The sequence below is a fragment of the Janthinobacterium sp. PC23-8 genome, from assembly GCF_002250505.1.
Classification (GTDB): Bacteria; Pseudomonadota; Gammaproteobacteria; order Burkholderiales; family Burkholderiaceae_D; genus Janthinobacterium.
Window position 1 is genome coordinate 796,213 of the sequence record NZ_NJGY01000003.1, and the last position, 26,599, is coordinate 822,811.

Genomic DNA, 26,599 nt, shown 5'->3' on the forward strand with positions numbered 1-26,599 from the left:
CCGCTTGGACCGTATCCGGATGATGCAAATTTTTTCGCGGGTTGTGGAAGCACAGAGTTTTGCCGGTGCAGCAAAGGCCTTGTCGGAACCACGTTCAACGGTCAGTCGGGCAATCCAGAGCCTGGAATCGGCACTGGGCGCTACATTAGTGCAGCGCACGACGCGTGCGCTGCATGTGACGCCCAATGGCAGCCTGTATTACGACCACTGCCAACTGGTCCTGGGTGAAATTGATAGTATTGCTTCCGCGCTGTCCGGCAGCACCGTGAATGCGCAAGGCACGTTGCGCATTGACATGCCGGCTTCGTTTGCGCGCGCCATTGTGCTTCCCGCTATGCAGGATTTCCAGCTTAACTATCCGGACATTTCTCTGGTTCTAACGCTAGGCGACCGTCCCATTGACCTGATAGCAGAGGGCGTCGACTGCGTAGTACGCGCTGGCGTGCCCGCCTCGTCCGCCGTTCTGGTCGCGCGGCGGGTCGGCAGCTTTGCTTGGGTCACGTGCGCCGCGCCGACCTATCTAGCGCGGCACGGCGTCCCCGGCGCGCTGTCCGACCTCGACCGGCATCGCCTCGTCGCGTTTCAAACAGGAAGAACCGGACGTGCAACTGATTGGCACTTCATCGTTGATGGCGCCGACCATGCTGTCTCAGTGAATGCCAGCTTAACCGTCAACGATACCGATGCATATGTCACCTGCGGTCTCGAAGGGCTGGGTCTGGTTCGCATTGCCGACTACCTCGCGTCCCCGCACCTTGCCAGCGGATGCCTGATCAATGTCCTGCCGCAGTACGCAAGTCCCGTCGTGCCGCTATCGGTCATCTATCCCCAGGATCGCCATCTTCCGCACACGGTTCGGGCGTTCGTCGAATGGATCGCCGTCCGTTTGCACACCCTGCAATCGGTGGCGCTCGCACCATTGCAGCGGGAGTAGCGCCGGCACGAACAAATGCAGCGTGGATTCGGCATCTTCGACATACAAGCACTGGTATTTCTATCAGCCGACGTCACTGCGATCGTCCATCACGCTCAATGGCATCAAGTTCTGCACGCCCTGGTCCAGACGGTGGTACGAAGCTTTCGATTACCCATATCTTTCGCACGCCACATGACGATGTTTCCCGGTGGTCGTTGTCGCTTGCGAGGTACCCGCCCGGTTGCGCAATTTTTTCAAGATAGCGGGAAGGCGGCAACTGAACGCGCGATCTCTTGCTGTCTTTTAACAGGCAATCGAGGAGATCAATTTCCCGGTCGCCAATATGCACGCAACGCTCAGGGGTGGAGAAAAGCTCGGTTGACTGTCTCAAATTCTCCAGCCATCGATAGCTTTCCTTTTCCTTGATCGGTACGCGCGTGGGATCGATCGTCTTCTTGAGCGCATTGCAGCCCTTGAACGATGGTGCTCCCGGCAGGGCGCTCTCGCTTGGCGGTGCATGAGGCGACGTAGCCGGTGGCACGTAGCCGGTGGACATCACGCCACCGCCGCTACCGGTCGGGGGCAGCGGCTGTTTGGGTTTTAATTAAAGTCCGCCCAGGCAGATATATTTAATGACCAGATAGTCATCGAGCCCATGGCGCGATCCTTCCCGGCCCAGGCCCGATTGCTTTACGCCGCCGAATGGGGCAATTTCATTCGAAATGAGCCCCGTGTTGACGCCCACCATGCCGCTTTCGAGTCCTTCTGCCACGCGCCAGATGCGGCCGATGTCGCGCGAATAAAAATACGCCGCCAGGCCGAATTCGGTGCTATTGGCCAGCGCCAAGGCTTCCTCGTCAGTGTTGAAGCGCAATAGCGGCGCCAGCGGTCCGAAGGTTTCTTCGCCGGCCACGATCATGTCGGCGCTGACGTCGGCGATCACGGTCGGCTCGAAAAAGCTGTGGCCCAACGCGTGGCGCTTGCCGCCGGCCAGCAAACGGCCGCCCTTGGCCAGCGCGTCGGCCACGTGCTGCTCGACCTTTTGCACTGCCGCCTCGTCGATCAGCGGCCCTTGCGTGACGCCTGGCTCGACGCCGTTGCCGACTTTGAGTTTGGCGACCTCGGCCACCAGTTTCTCGGCGAATTGTTCATAAACTGCGTCCTGCACATAGATGCGGTTGGCGCAAACGCAGGTCTGGCCGGAGTTGCGGTATTTGGAAGCGAGCGCGCCGGCCACGGCCGCGTCCAGGTCGGCGTCGTCGAATACGATAAACGGCGCATTGCCGCCCAGTTCCAGCGACAGTTTTTTGATGGTGGGTGCGCTTTGCTGCATCAGCAAGCGGCCCACTGCGGTGGAGCCGGTAAAGGTCAGCTTGCGGACGGTGGCATTGGACGTCAGCTCGGCGCCGATGTCTTTCGGGTTGCCTGTGATCACGCTGAACACCCCGGGCGGCACGCCGGCCCGCTCGGCCAAGAGCGCCAACGCCAGCGCGCAGAACGGTGTCGATTCGGCCGGTTTCAGCACCATCGGGCAGCCGGCCGCCAGCGCCGGACCGGCCTTGCGGGTGATCATCGCGATCGGGAAATTCCATGGCGTGATGGCGGCGCACACGCCGATCGGCTCCCTGGTGACCAGCAGGCGCCGGTCGGGCCAGGGGGATGCCAGCGTTTCGCCCGACACGCGCTTGGCCTCTTCGCCGAACCACTCGATGAAGGAAGCGCCGTAGGCCACTTCGCCGCGCGATTCGGCCAGCGGCTTGCCTTGCTCGGCCGTCATCAGCAGCGCCAGGTCTTCCATGTTTTCCAGTATCAGGTCGTTCCATTTGCGCAGGATGGCGGCGCGCTCCTTGCCCGTCTTTTTGCGCCAGGCCGGCCAGGCCGCGTTGGCGGCGGCGATCGCGCGCCCGGTTTCAGTGGCGCCCATCAGCGGTACGGTGCCCAGTTGTTCGCCGGTGGCGGGATTGGTCACGGCCAGCGTGGCGCCGCTGTCGGCGTCGCACCATTGGCCGTCGAGATAGGCTTGCTGACGCAGCAGCGCCGGATCGTTCAAGTTCAACATGGGAGCTCCTTAAGCGCGCAGGGCGAGGTCGAGTATGTCGAGCGCTTCGTCGAGCACCGCGTCTTCTATCGTCAGCGGGCACAGGAAACGGATCACTTGTCCCTCGGGGCCGCAGGTGAGCAAGAGCAAGCCCCGCTGCAGCGCCTGGGCCTGCACTTTTTTGGTGAATGCCGGGTCCGGCGCGCCGGTAGCGGGATCTCGGAACTCGACTGCCAGCATGGCGCCCAGGCCGCGCACTTCGGCGATTTGCGGGACCACGGCGCGGGCCGCGTTCAGGCGCGCCGTCAGGCGCTGCGCGATCACAACCGCGCGCGCACACAGCTGTTCTTCTTCGATCACGTCCAGCACCGCATGCGCGGCCGCCACCGCCAGCGGATTGCCGCCGTAGGTGCCGCCCAGCCCGCCCGGGCCGGGCGCATCCATGATCTCGGCGCGGCCACACACCGCCGACAGCGGCAGGCCACCGGCCAGGCTCTTTGCCATGGTTATCAAGTCTGGCACGATGTCGTAGTGCTCCATGGCGAACAGCTTGCCGGTGCGAGCGAAACCAGTCTGTATCTCGTCGGCGATCAGCACAATGCCATGGCTGTCACACAGCGCGCGCAGGGCACGCATGAATTCGGGCGGTGCGATGTAGAATCCACCCTCGCCTTGCACCGGCTCGATGATGATGGCGGCGACTCGCTGCGCTTCGATGTCGGCCTTGAACAGGGTATGCAAGGCCGCCAGCGACTGCGCCACCGATACGCCTTGCAAGGCGCTTGGGAACGGCACATGGTATACCTCGGCGGGGAAGGGGCCGAAGCCGGCCTTGTAGGGGGCGACCTTGCCGGTCAACGCCATGCCCATCATGGTGCGCCCATGGAAGGCGCCGCTGAAGGCGATCACGCCGGCGCGGCCGGTGGCGGCGCGTGCGATCTTGATGGCGTTTTCCACCGCTTCGGCGCCGGTGCTGAAGAAGGCGGTTTTTTTTGCGTGCTGGCCCGGCGTGAGTTGATTGATCTTTTCGGCCAGCGCCACGTAGGAGCCGTAGGGCACGATCTGGTAGGCGGTGTGGCTGAAGCGCTGCAGCTGCTCGCTCACCGCCGCCAGGATTTTCGGATGGCTGTGCCCCGTGTTGAGGACAGCGATGCCGGCCCCAAAATCGATATAGCGTCTTCCCTCGATATCCCACAGCTCGGCGTTGCGCGCACGTTGCGCGTAGAAGTCGCACATCACGCCCACGCCGCGCGGGGTGCTCTGGTTCTTGCGCCGCTGCCAATCGAGATTCGAATCCATATTTTTCCTTGTTGCGAACAGTTGAAGAGAAGGCCCATGGTGGATTGCATTGGTCCCATTTGATAGTGCCAATATTAATTTCCAGATGGTGCCAAGATCTGGCGTGCGCTATACTGGGCCATGCGTTCCTTTATCGTCGCCGACTACCTGCTGCTGCAATTGAAGAAAAGCGCGGGTCTGCCGCGTAATCAACAGATTTACAGGTTGCTGCGCCAGGCCATCCTGGAACGCTTGCTGCCGGCCGCCACGCGCCTGCCGTCGAGCCGCGATCTGGCTGCGCAGCTGGGCATCTCGCGTAATACGGTGTTGTTTGGATACGAGCAATTGCTGGCCGAAGGCTATCTGGAAACGCGCGGCGGCGGCGGCACGCATGTCACCGACACGGTGCCTGAACTGCTCGGCGCGCCGCAAGCCGGCGCCGCCCGCAAGCCGGCGCCGCCCACCGTCCGCAGCGCCCTGTCGCGCCGTGGCCGCAGCCTGGTGGCCCAGGCCGGCGCCGCCCAGCAGCAGTGGGGCGCCTTCGTGCCTGGCGTGCCGGACGTGACCCAGTTCCCCCACAAAACCTGGAGTGCGCTGCAATCGCGGATTTGGCGCAATCCGCCGGTGTCCGCGCTGACCTATGGCGTCGGCGGCGGTTGCCAGCCGCTGCGCGAGGCGCTGGCCAACTATCTCAAGGTGTCGCGCTCGGTGAACTGCGTACCGGAGCAGATCGTCATCACGAGCGGCATCCACCAGTCGATCGATCTGTGCATGCGCCTGCTCAGCGATCCTGGCGACGCCGCCTGGGTCGAGGATCCATGCTACTGGGGGGCGCGCAATTTGCTGCTGGTCTCGGGACTGCAGGTGCACCCGATCGGCCTGGACGCGGAAGGCATCTGCCCGCGACCGGCCCAGCTCAAGCGTCCGCCGCGCTTCATCTTCGTCACGCCTTCGCATCAGTATCCCTTGGGGATGGTGATGAGCCTGGCGCGCCGTCGCATGCTGCTCGAATATGCCCGGCAACACGGCTGCTGGATCATCGAAGACGATTATGACAGCGAATTTCGCTATGGCGGCAGGCCACTGGCCTCGCTGCAGGGCATGGACCGCGACCAGCGCGTGCTGTACATGGGGACCTTCAGCAAGACCATGTTCCCCGGCCTGCGGCTCGGGTATATGGTGCTGCCGGAAGTGCTCGCGCCCGCCTTCGTCACCGGCATGGAGGAATTGTATCGTTCCGGCCAGATGCCGCTACAGGCAACCATGGCAGCGTTCATCGAAGAGGGTCACTTCAACGCCCATATCCGCCGCATGCGGCTGCTCTACGGCGCCCGTCTCGACTTGCTGCAGCAGGCCATACGCAGTCAGTTTCCCGATGATCGTGTACGCGCCGCCGGCAGCGACGCCGGCCTGCACCTGACGCTCCACCTGCCGCCGCACTGCGATGATGAAGCCGTCGCGCGCAGCGCGCTGGCGCTGGGCATCGCGGTGCGTCCGCTGTCGCGCTACTACTATCGCGCGGCGCGGGCGAGCCCGGGTTTGGTGCTTGGTTACGCCTGTGTGGCGTCCGAGCGGATCGCGCCGGCCTTCGCGCAACTGGCGCTGGCGATCAGGATGCATATATCATAAAGGCGCCTTGCGGGACTGCTTCGCCGCCTGGCCACAAAGATAGGTCCACACCAGCGTCGCTGCCACATTCGCGGTCAATTGCGCATGGTCGTAAGGCGGCGAGACCTCAACGCAATCCATGCCGCACCAGTTCAGGTCCGCCAGCTCCTCGATGAAGCTGAGCACCTGCGCCGATGTCATGCCACCGGGCTCGGGCGTACCGGTTCCGGGGGCAAATGCGGGATCGAGACAATCGATATCGAGCGACAGATAGATGCGGGGATTGCCGGCTGCAGCCATGCGGGCGCGGATTTCCTCGAACACGCTGGCGAGTTGGCTGGCGCTTTCCAGGCCGCGCAATTGGCGGGCGGTAAAGATGCGACCGCCGATATCATTGACGTATTCTCGGGCGTCGCGCTCGCCGGACGAGCGGATGCCGACCTGAATCGTTGCCTGGGGTATCAGCAACCCCTCCTGGACCGCTTCGTAGACCCACGTGCCGTGGCCCGATAATTCGCCAAAATGGCTGGTCCAGGTGTCGCAGTGCGCGTCGAAATGGATCAATGCGACCGGGCCATGCAGCTTGTGCATGGCGCGCAGCAATGGCAGCGTCACTGAATGGTCGCCGCCCAGCCAGACCATGTGATACCGACTCAATAGTTCGCAGGCGTGCGGCATCAGCGCTTCGCGCATGGCGTCGATGCTGGTGTTCGGCAACAACAGATCGCCGACGTCGGACAATTGGCCGTGGGGTGCGATGTCAAACAGAGGGTGGATGGCGTCGCACAGCATCTGGGAGGCCAATCGAATCGATTGTGGTCCGAAGCGTGCGCCCGGACGGTTGCTGACCGCGCCATCAAAATTAACGCCGGCGAGGCCGAAGGGCGCGCTCTTTACTGCGGGCGCGTTCAAAAACGTTCCCATGGAACGGTAGGCGAAGTCGTGGTTGGGCATTCGGGTTCGATTCAAATTAAAAATGGCGCCCCGCGTGACATCGGCGACGGCCATTGGTGGCACGGTATAACGCTCCGGAAATAGTGCCCGAAAGTGGTAGTGCTGCCTAGGTCCACAATGCCATTATGGATGGAGCCACTTTGGGCGTGCGCCACCGTCCTAGCGGATTCCCGTAGCGATGACGGCGGCCAGCAATCTGGCGTAATAGAGAATTTTCTCCGGTGGCACATAGGCGTATCCGATCAGCAGGCCGCTGCGCGCCGGCGCCTGCACATAATAGGTCGATAGGGCGCGCACCTGCATCCCCGACTCGGCCGCGAGTGCCGCGATGCCGACATCGTCTACGTTGTCGGGCAATTCCAACACCAGATGCAAGCCCGACTCCTCGGTTGAAATGGCAACGCGCTGGCGCAGGTGCGCCGACATATGCGTCATCAAGGTGCGGCGCAGCATCTCGCGCCTTGCGCCGTAAGTTTGCCTCAGTTTCCGAATGTGGGTCGTGAAATGGCCCAGCGCCATGAAATCGGCCAGGGTCGCCTGGGTCGTCAATTGTCCGGGACGTTGCAAATCATAAAGGGCGCCTTTAAAGCCGCCGGCCAGGGCCGGCGGGACGACCAGATACGCGACCTTGATACCGGGAAACAAGACCTTCGAGAAGGTCCCCATGTAGAGCACCCGGTCACTGGTGTCGAGACCCTGCAGCGCCGCCAGCGGCCGCCCGGTGTAGCGGAATTCGCTGTCGTAGTCGTCTTCCAGCACCCACGCCCTTTTAGCCGTGGCAACTTCGATCAGCGCGCGCCGCCGCACCAGGCTCATCACGACACCGGTCGGATACTGGTGTGACGGCGTGACGTAGATGATCCGCGGATTGGTGGCAAGGTCTGCCGGTCGCAGCGCCATGCCGTCGCCGTCGACGGGAATGGCATGGAGCTTCAGATCGCGCGCCTGGAATACCCGGCGCGCCGCCCAATAGCAGGGGTCCTCGATCCAGGCGGTGTCGCCTGCGTCGGCGAGCAATAGTGCGCACAGATCGAGCGATTGCTGGTTGCCGGAGGTGATCATCACTTGATCGACCGTCACATTTACCGAGCGGGACAGGCGCAAATATTCGACGATCGCCTGGCGCAGCGGCAGATAGCCGCCCGATTGCCCGTAGTCGAGCAAATCGGCGCGCGCATCGCGCCACACCCGGTTTTGCAGCCGCAACCACAACTTGATTGGGAACGAGGAAAAGTCGGCGTCGCCTGGCGCGAACGGCTGGATTTCGTAGCGCGGACCTGCCGCGAAGGCGGTCTGCTCGGCGCCGCGCGCCGACAGCAAGGCGTCCGCGCCGTGTTGCGTGTGGCGGGGCGCCAGCGCGCGCTGGCCGCCCATGTGTTCGCGGTGCGCCTGCAGATCGGCCACGTAGGTGCCGCTGCCCAGTTCACTCCTGACATAGCCCTCCGCCGCCAATTGTTCAAACGCCGCGATCACCGTGTTGCGGGCCACGCCCAAATCACGCGCGAGATCCCGGCTTGACGGCAACTTGCTGTCCGCTTTCAACACCTGCTGATAGATCGCGGCCTTGGCGGCCTCGTAGAGGCGACGTTGCTGCGGCAGACGTGGATGGAATTGGGCCTGGGACAAGGTTTGCGCAAGTAGGTCCGAGGTTGGCGACATGGCGGCGAGCTCCAAGGTGGTTCCATCAGTTATTGCAAAGTGGCACTCACAATGAGGCCAACTTCTGCATATGATGTCACATCCTTGTCACGAAGCAAAATAAAAATGACTACACCGCTCGTCCTCGTTTCCGCCTGTCTGAACCGGCAAGGCCGCCACGCCACGCATGGCGCGCAGCATAAATACGTCGAGGCGGCGACCGGCGCCGGCGCCATGCCGCTGATCTTGCCGGCGCTGGCCGCCGGGGCCGATCTGGACGCGGCGCTGGACGCCGTGCACGGCGTGCTGTTGAGTGGGTCGCCATCGAATGTGCACCCGGACCGCTACGGGCAGCCGTTGGGCGACGCCGACATGGAGCTCGATCCGGCGCGCGACGCGACCACCTTGCCGCTGATCGGCGCGGCGCTGGCGCGCGGCATGCCGTTGCTGGCGATTTGCCGCGGCTTTCAGGAGCTCAACGTGGCCCTCGGCGGTACCTTGCACCAGGCCGTGCATCGCGTCAGCGCAATGATGGACCATCGCGAAGACGAGGCGGACGCACTGGAAGCGCAGTACCGGCCGGTGCACCGGGTGCACTTGAGCGCCGACGGCATGCTGGCCAGGATGCTGGGTGGCCAGTCCACCCTCGACGTGAATTCACTGCATGGCCAAGGCATCGACCGCCTGGCCGACGCGCTGCAGGAGGAGGCGCGCGCCGATGACGGTTTGATCGAGGCGTGCAGTCTCAAAGGCGGCGCGAGCTTCGTGCTGGCGGTGCAATGGCACCCGGAATGGCGCTTCGCCGACGATCCGGTATCGCAGAAAATCCTGGCCGCGTTTGGCGACGCTTGCGCGCGCTACCAGCGTGAGCGAGGGGGCGGCAAGGCAAGGGGCGCGCAGGCTTGACGCCGGCGGCAAGCGCGGCCGGTTTACACCGATATCCGGCGCTGGAACACCCGGCGGCCGACACCAGGTCTTATCCACATCCTATGAGAGACGCAAATGGCAATACGTGAAAATTTCAGTTATACCGACATGGATCTGTGGCTCAACGAGAAGCACGTCACCGAGATCGAATGCCTGATTCCCGACTTGACCGGGGTCGCGCGTGGCAAGATTCTGCCGCGTGGAAAATTTACCCAGGAGCGCGGCATGCGCATTCCCGAGGCGGTGCTGGGCATGACGGTCACCGGGAATTACCCGCAGGGCAACTCCGCTTACGATCGCGCGATTTCGACCACCGACCGCGACATGATACTGAAGGCCGATCCCGGCACCATCACCATGGTCCCATGGGCGTCCGATCCCACCGCGCAGGTGATCCACGACTGTTATTTCGCCGACGGCCAGTTGGTCGATTTCGCACCCCGCTCGGTATTGCGGCGGGTGCTCAAGCTGTATGCGGACAAGGGCTGGCGGCCGGTGGTGGCGCCGGAGCTGGAGTTTTACCTGACGGCGAAAAATATCGATCCGGACTTGCCCTTGCGTCCGCCCATCGGCCGCAGCGGACGGGCCGAGACCAGCCGCCAGGTCTACAGCATCGACGCGGTCAACGAGTTCGACCCCTTGTTCGAGGACATCTATGATTACTGCGAACTGATGAATCTGGACGTCGACACCCTCATTCATGAAATCGGCGCCGGCCAGATGGAGATCAACTTCCTGCACGGCGATCCGCTCGCACTGGCCGACAAGGTGTTTTATTTCAAGCGCACGCTGCGCGAGGCGGCCCTGAAACATGATATGTATGCGACCTTCATGGCCAAGCCCATGGCCGGCGAGCCGGGCTCGGCGATGCATGTGCACCAGAGCGTGGTCGATGCCAAGACCGGCTTGAACATCTTCAGCAATGCGGACGGTTCGGCCGCCCCGATTTTCAGGCAGTACATCGGCGGCCTGCAGCGCTACATGCCGTCGGCGATGGCGATCGTGGCGCCGTATGTGAATTCCTACCGGCGCATCGTCCGCCATACGGCCGCGCCGATCAACATTCAATGGGGACTGGACAATCGCACGGTGGGCTTCCGCGTGCCGGAATCGGGCATGCAGGACCGCCGGGTGGAGAACCGCATCATCGGCGCCGACGCCAATCCTTACCTGGCGCTGGCGGTCACGCTGGCGTGCGGTTATCTGGGCATGACCGAGCAACTGGAGCCGGCGCCGATGATGCTCGGCAGCGCCTACGATCTGGAATTCCAATTGCCGCAGGGCCTGCCGGAGGCGCTGGCCGCTCTGCGCGCCGAGGACGCCCTGCGCGGCGTGCTGGGGGAGCGTTTTGTCGATGTCTATTCCGCCATCAAGGACCTGGAACACCAGGAATTCATGACCGTCATCAGTCCGTGGGAACGCGAGCACTTGTTGCTGCACGTTTGAGCACCTCGCCACGCTGACTTTATTTTGGAGCGAAAGCATGACAACACAAACATTGGCACCGCGCGACAGTTTTCCCATGACCAATCCAGACGGCGCCGGCGGCCAGCAAGTGGACACGGCGGCCATCCAGAAGTTGGATTCCGCGCACTATCTGCACCCGTTCACCGATTTCAAAAGCCTCAACGCCAGCGGCGCGCGGGTGATGGTGCGCGGCGAGGGGATTTATCTGTGGGATTCGAACGGCAACAAGACGCTCGACGGCATGTCGGGTCTATGGTGCGTCAACGTCGGCTATGGACGGACCAGCATCGCCGACGCGGTCCATCGGCAAATGGCGACGCTGCCTTTTTACAACAGCTTCTTTAACACCACCAATGTGCCGGCGGCGCGGCTGGCCGCCAAACTGGCCGAGATTTCGCCGCCGGGCTTCGAGCATGTGTATTTCACCGGCTCGGGCTCCGAAGCGAACGACACCAATGTGCGGATGGTGCGGCGTTACTGGGAAGTGCTGGGTTGTCCCGAGCGCCAGATCATCATCAGCCGCGACAACGCCTACCACGGCAGCACCGTGGCTGCGGCATCGCTGAGCGGCATGAGCGGCATGCACGCCCAGGGCGGCGCGCCGATACCGGGGATCGTCCATATCGGCCAGCCCAGCTATCTGGAGTCCGGGCGCGGCATGAGCGAAGACGCCTTCGGGATCGAGGCCGCCTCGTGGCTGGAGGCGAAGATCCTGGCGCTCGGCGCCGACCGGGTGGCCGCCTTTATCGGCGAACCGGTGCAGGGCGCCGGCGGCGTCATCATTCCGCCGGCCACCTATTGGCCGGAGATCCAGCGCATCTGCGACAAGTACGGCGTGTTGCTGATCGCGGACGAAGTCATCTGCGGCTTCGGCCGGCTCGGCGCCTGGTTCTCATCGGCTCTGTTTGGCATCAAGCCCGACCTGATCACCTTCGCCAAGGGGGTTACCTCCGGTTATGTGCCGATGGGCGGGGTGTTGGTCGGCGACCGCGTGGCCGAGGTGCTGATTGAGCGTGGCGGCGAATTCGCCCATGGTTTCACGTATTCCGGACACCCGGTCGCGTGCGCGGCCGCGCTCGAAAACATTCGTATCATTGAAGACGAAGGGCTGTTGCAGCAGGTTGCCGGCGTCACCGCCCCCCATCTGAAACGCCGGTTTGCCGAGCTGGCCAGCCATCCGCTGGTTGGCCATGCGGACAGCTGCGGTTTGGTCGCAGGCCTGAACCTGGTGCGCGCCAAGGGGCAGGTGGTGCACGACGACGAGTCGTTCGACCCGGCCTTGGGGGTGGGCATGGTGTGCCGCGGCCACATGTTCGACAACGGCATGATCATGCGCGCCGTGGGCGACCGCATGATCATCGCGCCACCGCTGGTGATGGACTGCGCGCAGATCGACGAGATGATAGGGCGGATACGCCATTGCCTCGACTTGACCTACGCCGACCTGCAAGCGCGTGGCTGGCTATGATGTTGACTCTTCACTATACAGCCCGGCGTAGCCGGCGCCTGGCCGCCGCCGCCGCCGTTGCTGCGCTCGGGCTGGCGCTGCCGGCGTGGGCACAGGAAGAGAAAGTACTCAATATTTACAATTGGTCCGACTACATCGCCAGCGACACCGTCAGGAACTTCGAGCGGGAAACCGGGATCAAGGTGCGTTACGACGTGTATGACAGCAACGAGGTCCTGAACGCGAAGCTCAGTGCCGGCAACACCGGCTACGACATCGTGGTGCCCTCGCTGAACTGGGCGTCGCTCCAATTGAAGGCTGGACTGCTGCGCGAGCTGGATAAATCCAAACTGCCGAATCTGGCCCATGTCGATCCGCAATTGCAGGCCAAGCTGGCCAGGGTCGATCCGGACAACCGCCATCTGGTGATCTGGTTGTGGGGCTATACCACGATCGGCATCAATGTCGATAAAGTCAGGGCGGCGCTCGGTCCGCTGCCGATGCCGGCCAACAGCTGGGAACTGCTGTTCAACCCCAGGTATGCCGCGCGGCTGCAATCGTGCGGGATATCGGTGCTCGATTCGCCTTCGGAAGTGCTGCCGGCGGCGATGGTGTATGCGGGAAAGCCGGCCTTTTCGAGCGTGGCCGCCGATTACCAGGCGGCAGGCCAGCTGTTGAAAAACATCCGGCCTTACATTACCTTGTTTAGCGCCTCCGGTTACATCAACGACATGGCGAACGGCTCGATCTGCCTTGCCCTGGGCTGGTCAGGCGATATCAACATCGCGCGCCAACGCGCTCTGGCAGCCGGCGCCGGCGTGCGGATCGAGGCGCTGCCGCCCAGCAGGGGGGCGACCATCGTGCTCGACTCGATGGCCATTCCGGCGGACGCCCCGCATCCGAATAACGCGCTGCTGTGGATGAATTACGTGCTCCGGCCCCAGGTCCAGGCCAGCCTGACCAACAAGGTGTTCTATGCCAACGCCAGCCTTGCGTCGTTCAAATATGTCGATCCCGCATTGGCGGCCAATACCAGCCTGTTTTTGAGCGATGACGAGAAGCAGCGCTTGATCGTGCCGGAAGCGTTCACCTTGCCCATCAGGCGACTGGTCAGCCGCACCTACACGCGCTTCAAGACCGGCTTCTAGAGCTTCTCCTTTTTCTTCCTTCCAGGTGCGACCTATGACGACTGTTTCCCCCGGCACAGCATCGATTGAACCCGATCGGCCATTTTTGTTGCTGCAAAATGTGATCAAAAGCTTTGATGGCATACATGCCGTCAACGACGTCTCGGTTGCCATCGAGCAGGGCGAGATTTTCGCCTTGCTCGGCAGTTCAGGATGCGGAAAATCGACCCTGTTGCGCATGTTGGCCGGGTTTGAAACGCCGACCTCCGGCAAGATTTTGTTGGAAGGGAAGAGCCTGACCGAGGTCGCCCCGCATGAGCGGCCGATCAACATGATGTTCCAATCCTATGCGCTGTTCCCTCATCTGACGGTATGGGACAACATCGCCTTCGGTTTGCGCCGCGCCGGCCTTCAGCGCGACGTCATCGCCGAGCAGGTCCGGCAGATGCTGGAACTGGTGCAAATGCAAGCCTATGCCCAGCGCAAGCCGCACCAGCTGTCCGGCGGGCAGCAGCAGCGCGTGGCCCTGGCGCGCAGCCTGGCCAGGCGCCCCAAGTTGCTGCTGCTCGACGAGCCGCTGGGCGCGCTCGACAAAAAGTTGCGCGAGCGTACACAGGTCGAGCTGGTCAATATCATCGAACAGGTCGGCGTGACCTGCGTCATGGTGACCCATGACCAGGATGAAGCGATGAGCATGGCCAGTCGCGTCGCCGTCATGAGCGAAGGCCGGATACGCCAGGTCGGCGCGCCCGGGGACGTCTATGAAACGCCATCCTGTGTGTTTGTCGCCGACTTCATCGGCAACATCAATCTGTTTGCCGGCCAGGTACAGGTCGACGAGGCCGATCATATCGTCGTGTCGACCAGCGAAGCGGGACTGTCCATGTTCGTTCCGCACGGCATCACGGGCACCTTGGGCATGCCGGTCCACGTCGGCGTGCGGCCCGAAAAAATCGTGTTGCAGCTGGAGCCGCCGCAGGCCGGGATGCGCGCCAAAGCGTGCGAGCATGGCCACAACAGTATTGAAGGCGTGATCGCCTCGGTCGCCTATTTCGGCAATCAGACCCATTATGTGCTGCGCCTCGACAGCGGCACGACGTTGAAGGTGAGCCGGGTCAACAGCGCACGCTTCGATAGCGCCGCCCTGGAACGCGGACAGCGCGCGCATGCCTGGTGGGATGGCAGCGACGCGGTCGTTTTGACGAGCTGAGGCGCCAATGATCTCTTCCTTGAAAAAGCTGTCCCGGGTGCGCGCGCTGAGCGGGCGCCGCCTGGTCATCGGCGTGCCGTTCGTCTGGCTGATCGTGACGTTCCTGGTGCCGTTCCTGATTGTTTTCCGCATCAGCATCAGCGAGACCGAAGGCGAAGATCCGTTCGGCACGGTCTTGAGCTATGCCGACGGTGTGATCCATTTGAAGGTGAAGCTCGCCAACTACCTGTTCATCTTCAACGACGATCTGTACCTGTACACGTATCTGAGCTCGATCAAGTACGCCTTGATCACCACGTTCTTGTGCCTGGCGATCGGCTATCCGTTCGCCTATTTCATTGCCCGCGCGCGGGCGGGCATCCGGCCGGTGCTGCTGATGCTGGTGATGCTGCCGTTCTGGACCTCGTTCCTGCTGCGCATCTACGCGTGGAAAGGCATCCTCGCCAACGACGGCATCGTCAACCGGGCGTTGTTGTCGCTGGGCTGGATAGTCGCGCCGCTGCATATGATGAACACCGAGTTCTCCTTGCTCATCGGCATGGTGTACGCCTATCTGCCGTTCATGATCCTGCCCTTGTACGCCAATCTGGTCAAGCTCGACGAGCGTTTTCTGGAGGCGGCGGCCGACTTGGGCGCGAGCCGCTGGCAGACATTCTGGCGGGTCACCGTGCCGCTGTCGCGCTCGGGCATCATCGCCGGCGCCATGCTGGTGTTCATCCCGGCCATCGGCGAGTACGTGATCCCGGAACTGCTGGGCGGGCCGCGCACCTTGATGATCGGCCATGTGTTGTGGGATGAATTTTTTACCAATAACGATTGGCCGATGGCGTCGGCGGTGACCGTCGTCGTGATTTTTCTTATCTTGGTGCCTATGATGATCTTTAATAAATACCAGGCCGAGCGAGGCCGCCCATGAAAATCCTGCAGCGCGGGCTGGGCCGCAGCTGGCTTGCAATGGGCTATCTGTTCCTCTATTTCCCGATCATCGTGCTGGTCGTGTTTTCCTTCAATAGCGCCCGCCAGAACATGGCGTGGAGCGGTTTTTCATTGATGTGGTACGGCGAACTGATGCAGGACGCCGAACTGCTCTCCGCTTTCGCGTTGTCGTTGAAGATAGCCGTTGCGAGCGCCTTCGCTTCCGTAGTCCTGGGAACGTTTTCCGCCTATGTGCTCGATCGTTACAAGCGCTTCCATGGTCGCACTTTGTTTTCCGGCATGGTCAGCGCGCCGCTGGTCATGCCGGAGGTAATCATCGGTGTGTCGCTGCTGCTGCTGCTGGTGTCATGTCAAAAACTGCTCGGCTTTCCCGCTCGCGGCAGCGCCACCATCTGGCTGGGCCACACCTTGCTGGGCATGGCCTATGCCACCGTGGTGGTGCAGTCGCGCTTGCAGGAGTTGAACCAATCGCTGGCGGAAGCGGCCATGGACCTGGGCTGCCGGGCCCATCAGGTTTTTTTGCTGGTCACGCTGCCCAATATCGCGCAATCGCTTGCCTCGGCATTTCTGCTGACATTCACACTGTCGCTCGATGATGTGGTGTTGTCAGCGTTCCTGTCTGGCCCTGGTTCGTCGACCATGCCGATCGTCATCTTTTCGCGGGCGCGCCTGGGCCTCGATCCTCGCGTCAACGCGGTCGCCTCGATCACGGTGCTGGTGGTGTCGTGCTGCATCATCGGCTCCAGTTACATGCTGGCGCGCGCCGCCCGCCGGCGCGCCAATAAACTTTAAGAGGAAATTAATGATGACTGATATTTCTTGGCATGAGCGCGCCGCCGCGCTGACGATAGACGGGCGCGCACTGATCGCCGGCGAACGCCGCTGGGCCGCGAGCGAAGCGCGCTTCGATGATGTGTCGCCCATCGACGGCCGGCTGCTGGCGCAGGTCGCGCGTTGCGATGTGATGGATGTGGAGACGGCCGCGCTGGCGGCGCGCGCGGCCTTCGATGATGGCCGATGGTCGGCGTTGGCGCCGGCACGGCGCAAGCGCGTGCTCTTGCGGTTTGCCGAACTGGTGCGTGAAAACGGCGTCGAATTGGCGCTGTTGGAAACGCTGGACATGGGCAAGCCGATTCAATATAGCCAGAGTGTCGATGTCGCGGCGGCCGCCAATTGTCTGCAGTGGTATGCCGAGACCGTCGACAAGACGTACGGGGAGGTGGCGCCCACCGATGCCGCCAGCCTGGCCCTGGTGACGCGTGAGCCGATCGGCGTGGTAGCCGCCATCGTGCCGTGGAATTACCCGATGATCATGGCGACATGGAAAATCGCGCCCGCGTTGGCAGCGGGCAACAGCGTCATCCTCAAGCCGTCCGAGAAATCCCCGCTGACCGCGCTGCGGCTGGGCGACCTGGCCTTGCAGGCGGGACTGCCGCCTGGGGTATTGAATGTGGTGCCCGGGTATGGCCACGAGACCGGGGTGGCGCTGGCACGCCACATGGACATCGATTGCCTGGCGTTTACCGGCTCGACCGGTGTCGGCAAGCAGATCATGCAAATGGCCGGGCAATCGAATTTGAAGCGGGTCTGGAGTGAGCTGGGCGGCAAGTCTGCCAATATCGTTTGCGCCGATTGCCCCGATCTCGACGCCGCCGCCGCCGCTGCGGTGGGCGCCATGTTCTTCAATCAGGGAGAAAGCTGCAACGCGCCGTCGCGCCTGTTCATTGAAGCATCGATCAAGGAGCCATTCCTGGAAAAAGCATTGGCGCTGATGCCGGCTTTTCAGCCCGGCGACCCGCTCGACCAGCACACCACCATGGGCGCCATCGTCGACGCGACCCAACTCGACTCGGTGCTTGGCTACATCGCCAGCGGCCAGTCCGATGGCGCCTCCTTGCTGGCGGGCGGGCGGCGCACGCGCGTCGCCAGCGGCGGCTATTACGTCGAACCCTGCATCTTCGACCAGGTGGACAGCGGCATGAAAATCGCCCGCGAGGAAATCTTCGGGCCGGTGTTGTCGGTGCTCAGTTTCACGGATGTGAACGATGCCGTGCGCCAGGCCAACAGCAGCGATTATGGCTTGCAGGCGGGGCTCTGGACTTCCGATCTGAGCAAGGCGGTGCGGCTCTCGCGTGCCTTGCGCGCCGGAACGGTGCATGTCAACCAGTACGACGGCGACGACATCACGGTGCCCTTCGGCGGGCGCAAGCAGTCCGGCAACGGGCGCGATAAATCCTTGCATGCGCTTGATAAATATACGGAGCTGAAAACAACCTGGATGCGGATCGCTTGACGCCGGCCTGCCGGCCGCGACCCGGTGCGGCTGCGCGCCTGATGGAGTGGTTCTATGAAGATGCACAAAGTGGAACTGATAAGACGCGAGGAATTCGAATAAGATAAATCGTTTGGTTTATATCAAAGAGCGTGTGGCGGAGACAAATTAGCTAGGGACGGTTTTTAAATTTTAATAATTTATATTTCAATCAATCGGGAGAGTATGTATGTCTATCGCACCACGACGCTTGACCTTGCTTGTTTCACTGGCCCTGGGCTCCATGGTCGTCACATCGCGCGCCAGTGCGGCAGAGCCCGACCCTGCGCAGGCGGGCACGCAGAGCAATGCCGGGGCAAACAGTAGCGAGATCACGGAGGTGATCGTTACCGCGCAAAAGGTCCAGCAACCGATCAGCAAGGTACCGATGAGCATCAGCGCGGTGACCCAGGCCGCGCTCGAGAAGCAGGGCGTCGGCAGCATCGCCGACCTGTCGCGCATCGTGCCGGGCTTGACCGTGCGCCAGGACAGCGAGCCGAATGTGTCGATACGCGGCCTGGCCTCGAGTGTCGGCGCCGCCACCACGGCGATCTACATCGACGATACCCCGATACAGATGCACAATGTGCTGGCGGCAACCGCCAGCGCATTTCCCCGCATTTTCGATCTCGACCGCGTGGAAGTATTGCGCGGGCCGCAGGGCACCTTGTTCGGTGCCGGCTCCGAAGGCGGCACCGTGCGCTTCATCACGCCGACACCGAGCCTGACCAAGCGCGACGGCTACGCCCGTTCCGAAATCTCCACCACCGCCGGGGGCGCGCCCAGTTACGAGGCCGGCGTGGCCTACGGTGCCCCGATCGAAGAAGGCAAATCGGGCTTTCGCGCCAGCTTGTGGCGCCAGCGCAGCGGCGGTTATATCGATCGCGCCGATATCAACAGCGGCGCGGTCACCGCCACCGATGTCAATTCCGTCATTTCCACGGTGGCACGGCTGGCGTTCCTGTACAAGCCGATGCCGCAGTTGACCATCACCCCGGCCATCCTGTACCAGCAGACCAGGCGCGGCGACAAGGACGTGTATTTCGAGGACGCGGGAGTCAACCGCAGTTATTCGAAGATCGCCCAGCCGGCCAATGACCGGTTCTCGCTGTCGTCGCTGACCGTGCAATACGATCTGGAGAATACGTCGATCAAATCGGTCACCTCCTATTTTCAGCGCAAGCAACATCGGACCGACGACTATTCGTATCTTGAAGCTGCCGCTTACCAAGGCGGCCATGCCACGGTTGACGGCCATCCGGATTACACGGCGGTAGAGCGTAACACCACGCCCCAGAACAATCTGGTGCAGGAGTTGCGTTTTTCGTCGATCAACAAGCCGGGCGACAAGCTGAACTGGATCGGCGGTTTGTATTATTCGCACAACAAGCAAAGCCTGCATCAGACCATCGTCGAGCCGATCGGGCAGATCACTCAGGCCATCGCTGGCACGACAGCGGAGCAGTTCTTCGGGGTGCCCAATACCGGCCCCTTTCAATGGATCGAGGATGAAAAATTCGTCCAGCGCGAAGTGGCGCTGTTTGGCGAACTCAATTACAACCTCACGCCCCAACTGAAACTGACCGCCGGGCTGCGCGTCGCACGCAATGCCTTCTCGTTCACCGACATCCAGGACGGCGTGGAAGCGGGGGGGCTACACCGATACGGCGGCAGCTCGTCGGAGACGCCGGTAACACCGAAGTTTGGCGCCAGCTACCAGCTCAGCCAGGACCATATGGTGTATGCCACCGCCGCCAAGGGCTACCGTCCAGGCGGCGCCAACTCCGCCATGGCCGGCAACCCGGCCTGCGTCAATGGTGCGCCCGGCTCCGTGAGCCTGAAAAGCCTGGGCTTGCAAGACGCGCCCGGCATCTACGGCTCCGACTCCGTGTGGAGCTATGAAGTGGGCGACAAGGTCAAGTTGATGGACCGCCGCGTGACCTTGTCCGGCAGCGCGTACTTGATCGACTGGAACAAGATCCAGACGGGCGTTTTTGTCAGCAGTTGTGGCCTGTCATACACCACCAACCTGGGCAAGGCGGTCAGCAAGGGATTTGATCTGCAACTGCAGGCGCGGGTCCTGCAAAGCACGACCCTGAGCGCCGCAGTCGGCTATGGCGACGCCCATTACACCGCAGACTCCAGGCGTCCCGACGGTTTGCTGTTGGCCAAGAACGGCGATCAACTCGTCAATACCCCCAAGTGGACGGTTGCGCTGGGCGCCCAGTACGACTTCCAGATCAACGAGGGCACCGACGGCTACGCCCGGCTGGACTACCAGTATTCCGGTCGCTATCGAGGCAGCCCCAGCGCCGATGTGGCGGGCTACGACGCCAGGCTGGCCGACGGCCCGTCCAGCTCCTTCGTCTCGAGCCGCGTTGGCGTGACGCGCGGCCCCTGGGAAATGACCGGCTTCGTCAATAATCTGTTGAACTCGCAGCCCAGGCTCAACCGGATGAACGATAACGTACCCGGCAACGATCGGCTGCGCAACGTCACCTTCCGGCCCCGCACCGTCGGCGCCAACCTCACCTACCGTTTCTAAGGAGAATTCGATGCACATATCACTTTACCGTAAGGCGTTATGCCTGCTCCCGCTGTGCGCGGCCATGGCGCTATGCCAGGCAGCCGCGCCGAGCGCCGATACCATTTACCGCAACGGCTATGTCTACACGGTCGACGCCAAGGACAGCGTTCACCAGGCGTTGGCCGTGCGTGACGGGCGCATCATCTATGTCGGCAACGACGCCGGCGCCGGCGCCCTGCGCGGCAAATACACCAAGGTGGTCGATCTGCGCGGGCGCATGCTCATGCCGGGCCTGATCGATGGACACATGCATCCGGTGGCCGGCGGCGCGCAGCTGCTTCACTGTAACCTGAATTACGAAGCGTTGACGGTTGCACAGTTTCAATCACGGATCCAGGCTTGCCTGGATCGCGAGGGCAAGAACGATGCGTCCAGCTTGTTAACAGTAGTCAACTGGTTTCAGCAGAATATGCTACCGGCAGGCACCGAGGTGACCTCCAAGGTGCTCGATGTGCTGAAGACCATGCGCCCGATCATGGTGCAGTCGTCGTTCGGCCACTCGGCCCTGGCCAATAGCCGCGCTTTGGAACTGGCCGCCATCACGCGCGACACGCCCGATCCCACGGCCGGCAAGATCACGCGCGACGCCGCCGGCAACGCGACCGGCATCCTGGAAGATAGCGCGCAGCAGCTTGTCGGCAAGTTGGTGCCACCGGAAACTGATGAAGACCGCGTGGCGGCGGCGCGGGCCGCCCTGGACGCCATGCGCAAGCAGGGCATTACCAATTTCCTCGACGCCGTGGCCGGCGAGGAGAGCATCACCGCGTTTGCGACGCTGCAGCGTCAGGGCGAACTGACTGCGCGGGCCCATTTCGCGGTGTTGCTGACGCCCGAGGATGCGAGCGCCGATGCGGTCAAGGCGGTGGCGGCGGTGCGGGCGCTGGCGCTACGTTACGACCAGGGCAAACCGGCGCCGGCGCCGGCGCTGAACGTGGGAGCGGCCAAACTGTTCATGGATGGCGTGATTGCCGCGCCGGCGCTGACCGGCGTCATGCTGCAGCCGTACAACGTCAACCAAGGTACTGCCGCCCATCCGCACTGGGTGCCCGGCACCAGCAAGGGACCGGGTATTTACTTTCAGCCCGAGGTGTTCAATTCGGTGCTGCTCGAATTGGCCAAGGCAGGGCTTGATGCGCATGTGCACGTCGACGGCGACGGCGCCGCCCGTGAAGCCTTGAACGGTATCGCCTACCTGCGCTCGACGGAAGCGGGCAAGAACGCGCGGCCTGCGCTGGCGCACAATGAGATTGTCGACGCCGCCGACTTCCCGCGCTATGCGGCGCTGGATGTTTCCGTGGTGCAGTCGTTCCAATGGGAAAAGCCTGCACCGGATACGCTGGGCGGCTTGCAGGGCTATCTGGAGCCGGCCCGTTACGACACCATTGAACCTGCCGCCCCGTTTCAACAGGCCGGCGTGCGCATCGCATACGGTAGCGACTGGCCGGTCGATCCGCTCGACGAATGGTTCGCGCTCAAGGTCGGCATGACGCGCACCAACGCGCCCGAGGCCGGGCCGCAGTTCGCCGGACGTCTGGGACGCGACGCCGGACTGAGCGCCGCCACCGTGATACGGGCCATTACCTGGAACGCGGCCTATACGCTGCGGCAGGAAAAGGAAACGGGTTCGCTGGAGCCGGGCAAGCTGGCCGATCTGATCGTCCTCGATCGCAATTTCTTCAAGATCAAGCCTGAGGATGTGGCCAAGACCAAAGTATTGCTGACCGTTGTAGGCGGGAAGACGGTATACCGGGATCCGGCCTTCAAGTAAGGGCTTCGGGCAAACTTGTTTGCGCGCAACATCTGCCGGAGGGGGCTGTCGACTGCGGTCGACGGCCCCCTCCGGCATTGATCAATTCGTGAAACGTCATAATATTTGATCACAAAAATATTTATTTACTTGGTTTTTCTGGAAATCGTTATGATTTATTGAAAAAAATATCAAGATGTGATCAAATAATGGTCTGCCAACGGGCTGTTTCACCGCGCGAGAAAGATCGCGAAGTCCGACGTTTGGAACTGTAAAACTAGCGAGTATGCACAATGACACAGGCCATGCAAGATTTCCTCAAGAGTAATAATATTCACGAAGTTGAATGCGTCATCGCCGACATGACAGGTATTGCACGGGGCAAGATCTTGCCGCGCGACCTGTTCCTCAGCGCTGGCGAAATGCGCCTCCCGAAAAGCGTCCTGCTCAATACCGTGAATGGGGAACAGCCGGGCAATGGCCCGTATGTTGGCCCGACCGACCCTGACATGATCTGCGTGCCCGATCCGACCACCGTGCGGATCGTTCCGTGGGCAGCGGAATCGGTGGCCCTGGTGATACACGATTGCCAGAATTTCGATGGCAGCCCCGTGAATTTGTCGCCGCGCGCCGTGCTGCGGCACGTGCTGCAACTGTATCAAGCGCGCGGCTGGCAACCGGTGGTGGCGCCCGAGATGGAGTTTTATCTGGTGGCACGCAACAGCAATCCGCACGAGCCCCTGACCCCGCCGTTGGGCCGCACCGGCAAGCCGGAATCTGGCCGCCAATCGTATTCCATCGATGCGGTCAATGACTTCGACCCATTTTTTCTCGAGCTGTCCTCGTTTTGCAACACCCACCAACTGGGCGTTGAAACCTTGATCCACGAAGCCGGCGCCGGCCAGATGGAGATCAATTTTTCCCATGGTAATGCGCTCGAATTGGCGGACCGGGTCTTCTTGTTCAAGCGCGCAGTGCGCGAGACGGCGCTCAGGCATGGCATCTTCGCTACCTTTATGGCCAAACCCATGGAGCAGGAGCCTGGCAGCGCCATGCACATCCATCAAAGCATCCTCGATACCGAAACGGGCGACAACATATTCTCCAATCCCGACGGCAGCGCCAGCACCCTGTTCTTCAACTATCTGGCGGGACTGGAACACTACGTGCCACAGGCGATGCTGATGTTTGCACCGTATGTGAACTCGTACCGGCGCCTGTCGCGCTTCATGTCGGCCCCGACCAATGTGCGCTGGGGTTATGACAACCGCAGCTGCGGCATTCGCATTCCCAATTCGAACACGGCCAACCGCCGCATCGAAAACCGCGTGCCGGGCGTGGACGTCAATCCCTACCTGGCGATGGCGGCCACGCTGGCCTGCGGTTACCTGGGCATGGTCAACGGGCTCACCCCGTCCGAGGCCACCGACGGCAGTGCCGAGCATGTCGACGATGAATTGCCACGCAATCTCGAAGACGCGATCATGCGCATGCGTGCCTGCCAGCCCCTGGGGGAAATCCTGGGCGAGTTATTCGTGCGCGCATTCTGCGAAGTGAAGGAACTCGAATTTGCCACCTACAGCCGCGTCATCAGCTCGTGGGAGCGCGAACATCTGATGCTGCTGGTGTGACTAAACGATATCGCCGCCTGCCGCAGCAACACACGCAAACCATAAACCGATAAGCAGTTGAACGATCATGACAAAAACGATGAACTCTTCACAAACAGGCGCCGAGCCCGTTCGCCACGGTGTCGACTGGTCGCGCGCGCTGGCGCTGCACAGCGCCGAGCGCGCGTCATTTAGCCTCAACAATCCGAACTCGGCGGCGCTGGCCCAGCGCGCCGCCCGGCACATGCTGTTTGGCGTACCGTTGCATTGGATGACCGACTGGTCCACGCCGTTTCCTCTGAGCGTGGCGCAGGCCAGCGGCGCGCAGGTGGTCGATGTCGACGCCCATGTCTACGCGGACTTTTGCCTTGGCGACACCGGTGCCATGTTTGGTCATGCGCCCCGGCCGGTGGCCGAGGCGCTGGCCCGTCAGTCCGAACTTGGCTACACGGCAATGATGCCGTCGGAGGACGCGGTCTGGGTGGCGGAAGAACTGACACGTCGTTTTGGCCTGCCGGTCTGGCAATTTGCGTTAAGCGCCTCGGACGCCAATCGCTTCATGCTGCGCTGGTTGCGGGCAGCGACCGGCCGCTCAAAAATCCTGGTTTTTAATGGCTGCTATCACGGCACCGTGGACGATGTATTCGTCGACCTCGTGGACGGCCAGGCGCGACAGCGCGACAGCCTGCTGGGGCAGGTGAGCGACTTGACTGCGACCACCGTGGTGGTCGAATTCAACGATCTGGAGGCGCTCGAGGCGGCCCTGTCGAGCGGCGAGGTGGCCTGCGTGCTGGCCGAGCCGGTGATGACAAATATCGGCATGGTCTTGCCGCAAGACGGATACTGGGCCGCCGCGCAGGAAATCATCGAGCGCCACGGCAGCTTGCTGGTACTGGACGAAACCCACACCATCAGCTCCGGTCCCGGCGGCTATACCATGCAACATGGGCTGCGGCCCGATGCGCTGGTGCTGGGCAAACCGGTTGGCGGCGGCGTGCCTTGCGCGGTCTATGGTTTCAGTCTATCGCTGGCCACGCGCATCGAGCAGGCCAAGCGCGCAGCGCCGCCCGGGCACTCGGGCGTGGGCACCACACTGACCGCGAACATGCTCAGCATGGCGGCCATGCGGGCCAATCTGGGCCAGGTGATGACCGATGAGGCCTATGAGCGCATGTTCGCGCTGGCCGAACAGCTCGCCCAGGGTCTCGTCGAAGCGATCGCCCGGCATCGCCTGCCCTGGTGCGTCACGCGGGTGGGCGCCCGCACCGAGTTTCAATTCTCCACGGTGGCGCCGATCAACGGCAGCGCCGCCGAACTGATACTCGACAGCCAGTTGGAGCATATCATTCACCTGTATCTGCTCAACCGCGGCATGCTCATCACCCCGTTTCACAACATGATGCTGGTGTGCCCGGACACCGAGCCGCACGACATCGTTCGCTTCCTGCAGATATTCGATGCCTGCCTTGCTCAACTGTGCGGCACCTGAACGGCGGCACATAGGGTAAAATCAGGCTGCGCGCCCGGTCCATTTGCAGGGTCGTCGCCATGTCGTTTTGTGGAGCACCGGTTTGCAAGAGAAAACAACTACCACCCTGCAGGACAAGACTTACCAGACCCTGCACCAATGGCTGACTGTGGGGCGTTTCCTTCCAGGCGAACGCTTGAAAATTCGCCAGGTCGCCGATGAATTGGGCGTTGGCGTCACGCCGGTGCGGGCGGCATTGCAGCGACTGGCCGCCGAGGGGGCCCTGCTCGATATTCCCAACTGCGGCATGATGGTGCCCAAGTTAAACCGCGCCCAGTTCGACGATATCCTGCAAATCCGCCAGTTGCTCGAAGGACAGGCCGCCGAACAGGGGGCATATCGGATGAGCGATGCCGGCATTGCCACGATGGCAGCGCTGACGCAGGAGATGGCGCGCGCCATCGCCGCATCGGACTGCAAAGCCTATCTGGAAGCGAACGAGGCGTTTCACGTCACCTTGTATCGCGCCGGCGGATCGCCGCTCCTGATGGAACTCATCGAAACAATCTGGCTCAAGGTCGGGCCGATTTCGAACCAGTTGTTTGAGGATGGCCGCTTCGCTCTCAAATTGAACGATGCCCATGAGGATGTTCTGGCGGCCCTGAAACAGCGAGACGGCGCGCGCGTGCGCCGAGCCATTGAGCAAGATATGTTTTATGCCGGGCAGCACCTGAAATCCGCATGCCTGTAGCGTCGGCGTTCGACCCCTGAGCGAGCAAGTGGCGTCGCTGCATGGTCAAAAAGCCGCAGGCGGCGATACAGAAGGTGGCGTGATGGTGAAGCCGCGCCAGCCGCGCCCCTCAGCGTGCCCGAGTCCGAATTCTTGCTGCAGTTCTCGATGGTCGCGTGTTCTCTCTGCTCGTCAGCTGTCCTCGGGCTTGCCGCCTGCGATCTGCTGTCGATTCACCTCATTCCACCGGCGTACCTGGAACGCCTGGTATTCGGTCAGTACCGCTGCCACGCGCACATAGCCGGGCGGCAGGCTGTTTGGCGCCTTGCCGCCGGCGAGCAAATCCAGCGATTCCTGGTCCAGGTCGGTAATTTCCAACAGGGCAGGTAGCGCGACGTCAAGCGCCTTGGCGATCGATTCCATGATCTTGAGCGAGGGGTTGGCCTTGCCGTTGGTCAGGTCGGACAAGAACGATACCGACATGCCCGCACGGCCGGACAATTCGTTCTTGGAGATGCCCAGTTCGTCGAGCAAGCGCAGGACGTTGGTGAAGAAGATTTGGTTGTACATGATGGCATGTGCCTTACTTGGGTATTGCTT

The 26,599-nt window shown here is 62.3% G+C and carries 21 protein-coding genes; 15 read left to right on the forward strand and 6 right to left on the reverse strand.

The annotated features are described in order from the left end of the window. Positions 1–4: 4 nt before the first annotated feature. Positions 5–934, forward strand: a complete 930-nt coding sequence (locus CD932_RS23175) for a LysR family transcriptional regulator (protein WP_217907347.1) — start codon at positions 5–7, stop codon at positions 932–934. Between the two features lie 73 nt (positions 935–1,007). Here CD932_RS23175 and CD932_RS29050 read toward each other — a convergent pair whose 3' ends face one another. From CD932_RS29050 to gabT, 3 genes are read right to left on the reverse strand one after another with little or no spacing between them, the layout of a single operon-like run. After that, positions 1,008–1,472 (reverse strand): hypothetical protein, encoded by a 465-nt coding sequence (locus CD932_RS29050; RefSeq protein ID WP_176461106.1) that lies wholly within the window; start codon positions 1,470–1,472, stop codon positions 1,008–1,010. Between the two features lie 48 nt (positions 1,473–1,520). After that, on the reverse strand, positions 1,521–2,975 hold the full coding sequence (locus tag CD932_RS23185) for an NAD-dependent succinate-semialdehyde dehydrogenase (protein ID WP_094445160.1): 1,455 nt from the start codon (positions 2,973–2,975) through the stop codon (positions 1,521–1,523). 9 nt (positions 2,976–2,984) lie between these two features. Further along, positions 2,985–4,253, reverse strand: a complete 1,269-nt coding sequence (gene gabT / locus CD932_RS23190) for a 4-aminobutyrate--2-oxoglutarate transaminase (RefSeq protein ID WP_094445161.1) — start codon at positions 4,251–4,253, stop codon at positions 2,985–2,987. Positions 4,254–4,373: 120 nt separating this feature from the next. On the opposite strand from gabT, the gene CD932_RS23195 reads away from it, so the two are divergent. Beyond that, entirely contained in the window at positions 4,374–5,861 is a 1,488-nt protein-coding gene (locus tag CD932_RS23195) for a PLP-dependent aminotransferase family protein (protein ID WP_094445163.1), read from the forward strand. Here the strand turns inward: CD932_RS23195 and speB are convergent. Both speB and CD932_RS23205 read right to left on the reverse strand, forming a co-directional pair. Next, positions 5,856–6,794 carry an agmatinase gene (gene speB / locus CD932_RS23200; RefSeq protein WP_094445165.1) on the reverse strand — a complete coding sequence of 313 codons (939 nt, stop codon included), beginning with the start codon at positions 6,792–6,794 and terminating at the stop codon, positions 5,856–5,858. The two genes, CD932_RS23195 and speB, sit on opposite strands and share 6 nt — an antisense overlap. A 159-nt stretch (positions 6,795–6,953) precedes the next feature. Beyond that, entirely contained in the window at positions 6,954–8,453 is a 1,500-nt protein-coding gene (locus tag CD932_RS23205) for a PLP-dependent aminotransferase family protein (protein WP_094445351.1), read from the reverse strand. Positions 8,454–8,558: 105 nt separating this feature from the next. Here CD932_RS23205 and CD932_RS23210 point away from each other — a divergent pair, with 105 nt between their 5' ends. The 13 genes from CD932_RS23210 (at position 8,559) to CD932_RS23270 (ending at position 26,020) form a co-directional block, all read left to right on the forward strand. After that, entirely contained in the window at positions 8,559–9,338 is a 780-nt protein-coding gene (locus CD932_RS23210) for a gamma-glutamyl-gamma-aminobutyrate hydrolase family protein (protein ID WP_094445166.1), read from the forward strand. Positions 9,339–9,434: 96 nt separating this feature from the next. Continuing rightward, a complete protein-coding gene (locus CD932_RS23215) occupies positions 9,435–10,805 on the forward strand; it encodes a glutamine synthetase family protein (protein ID WP_094445168.1) in 1,371 nt (456 codons plus the stop codon). A gap of 76 nt (positions 10,806–10,881) precedes the next feature. Further along, a complete protein-coding gene (locus tag CD932_RS23220) occupies positions 10,882–12,294 on the forward strand; it encodes an aspartate aminotransferase family protein (protein WP_176461117.1) in 1,413 nt (470 codons plus the stop codon). After that, a complete protein-coding gene (locus CD932_RS23225; protein ID WP_094445352.1) occupies positions 12,294–13,421 on the forward strand; it encodes an extracellular solute-binding protein in 1,128 nt (375 codons plus the stop codon). The genes CD932_RS23220 and CD932_RS23225 overlap by 1 nt, the downstream gene beginning before the upstream one ends. 34 nt (positions 13,422–13,455) lie before the next feature. Next, positions 13,456–14,610: an ABC transporter ATP-binding protein gene (locus tag CD932_RS23230; protein WP_094445170.1), complete on the forward strand. Its 1,155-nt coding sequence runs from the start codon at positions 13,456–13,458 to the stop codon at positions 14,608–14,610. A gap of 7 nt (positions 14,611–14,617) precedes the next feature. Further along, positions 14,618–15,526, forward strand: coding sequence for an ABC transporter permease (locus CD932_RS23235; protein ID WP_094445171.1), 909 nt, complete (start codon positions 14,618–14,620; stop codon positions 15,524–15,526). Continuing rightward, positions 15,523–16,338 carry an ABC transporter permease gene (locus CD932_RS23240; protein WP_094445172.1) on the forward strand — a complete coding sequence of 272 codons (816 nt, stop codon included), beginning with the start codon at positions 15,523–15,525 and terminating at the stop codon, positions 16,336–16,338. The genes CD932_RS23235 and CD932_RS23240 overlap by 4 nt, the downstream gene beginning before the upstream one ends. Positions 16,339–16,351: 13 nt before the next feature. Then, positions 16,352–17,839 carry an aldehyde dehydrogenase gene (locus CD932_RS23245; RefSeq protein WP_094445353.1) on the forward strand — a complete coding sequence of 496 codons (1,488 nt, stop codon included), beginning with the start codon at positions 16,352–16,354 and terminating at the stop codon, positions 17,837–17,839. Positions 17,840–18,047: 208 nt separating this feature from the next. Then, positions 18,048–20,402: a TonB-dependent receptor gene (locus CD932_RS23250; protein WP_094445174.1), complete on the forward strand. Its 2,355-nt coding sequence runs from the start codon at positions 18,048–18,050 to the stop codon at positions 20,400–20,402. Positions 20,403–20,412: 10 nt separating this feature from the next. After that, on the forward strand, positions 20,413–22,212 hold the full coding sequence (locus CD932_RS23255) for an amidohydrolase (RefSeq protein ID WP_094445175.1): 1,800 nt from the start codon (positions 20,413–20,415) through the stop codon (positions 22,210–22,212). Between the two features lie 272 nt (positions 22,213–22,484). Further along, on the forward strand, positions 22,485–23,822 hold the full coding sequence (locus CD932_RS23260; protein WP_094445177.1) for a glutamine synthetase family protein: 1,338 nt from the start codon (positions 22,485–22,487) through the stop codon (positions 23,820–23,822). Between the two features lie 79 nt (positions 23,823–23,901). Further along, the gene (locus tag CD932_RS23265) at positions 23,902–25,290 is read left to right on the forward strand and encodes an aspartate aminotransferase family protein (RefSeq protein ID WP_094445354.1); all 1,389 of its coding nucleotides are present in this window, start codon (positions 23,902–23,904) and stop codon (positions 25,288–25,290) included. Positions 25,291–25,372: 82 nt separating this feature from the next. After that, positions 25,373–26,020 carry a GntR family transcriptional regulator gene (locus tag CD932_RS23270; RefSeq protein WP_094445179.1) on the forward strand — a complete coding sequence of 216 codons (648 nt, stop codon included), beginning with the start codon at positions 25,373–25,375 and terminating at the stop codon, positions 26,018–26,020. A 171-nt stretch (positions 26,021–26,191) separates the two neighbouring features. Here CD932_RS23270 and CD932_RS23275 read toward each other — a convergent pair whose 3' ends face one another. After that, the gene (locus CD932_RS23275) at positions 26,192–26,569 is read right to left on the reverse strand and encodes a transcriptional regulator (RefSeq protein WP_094445180.1); all 378 of its coding nucleotides are present in this window, start codon (positions 26,567–26,569) and stop codon (positions 26,192–26,194) included. Between the last annotated feature and the right edge of the window lie 30 nt (positions 26,570–26,599).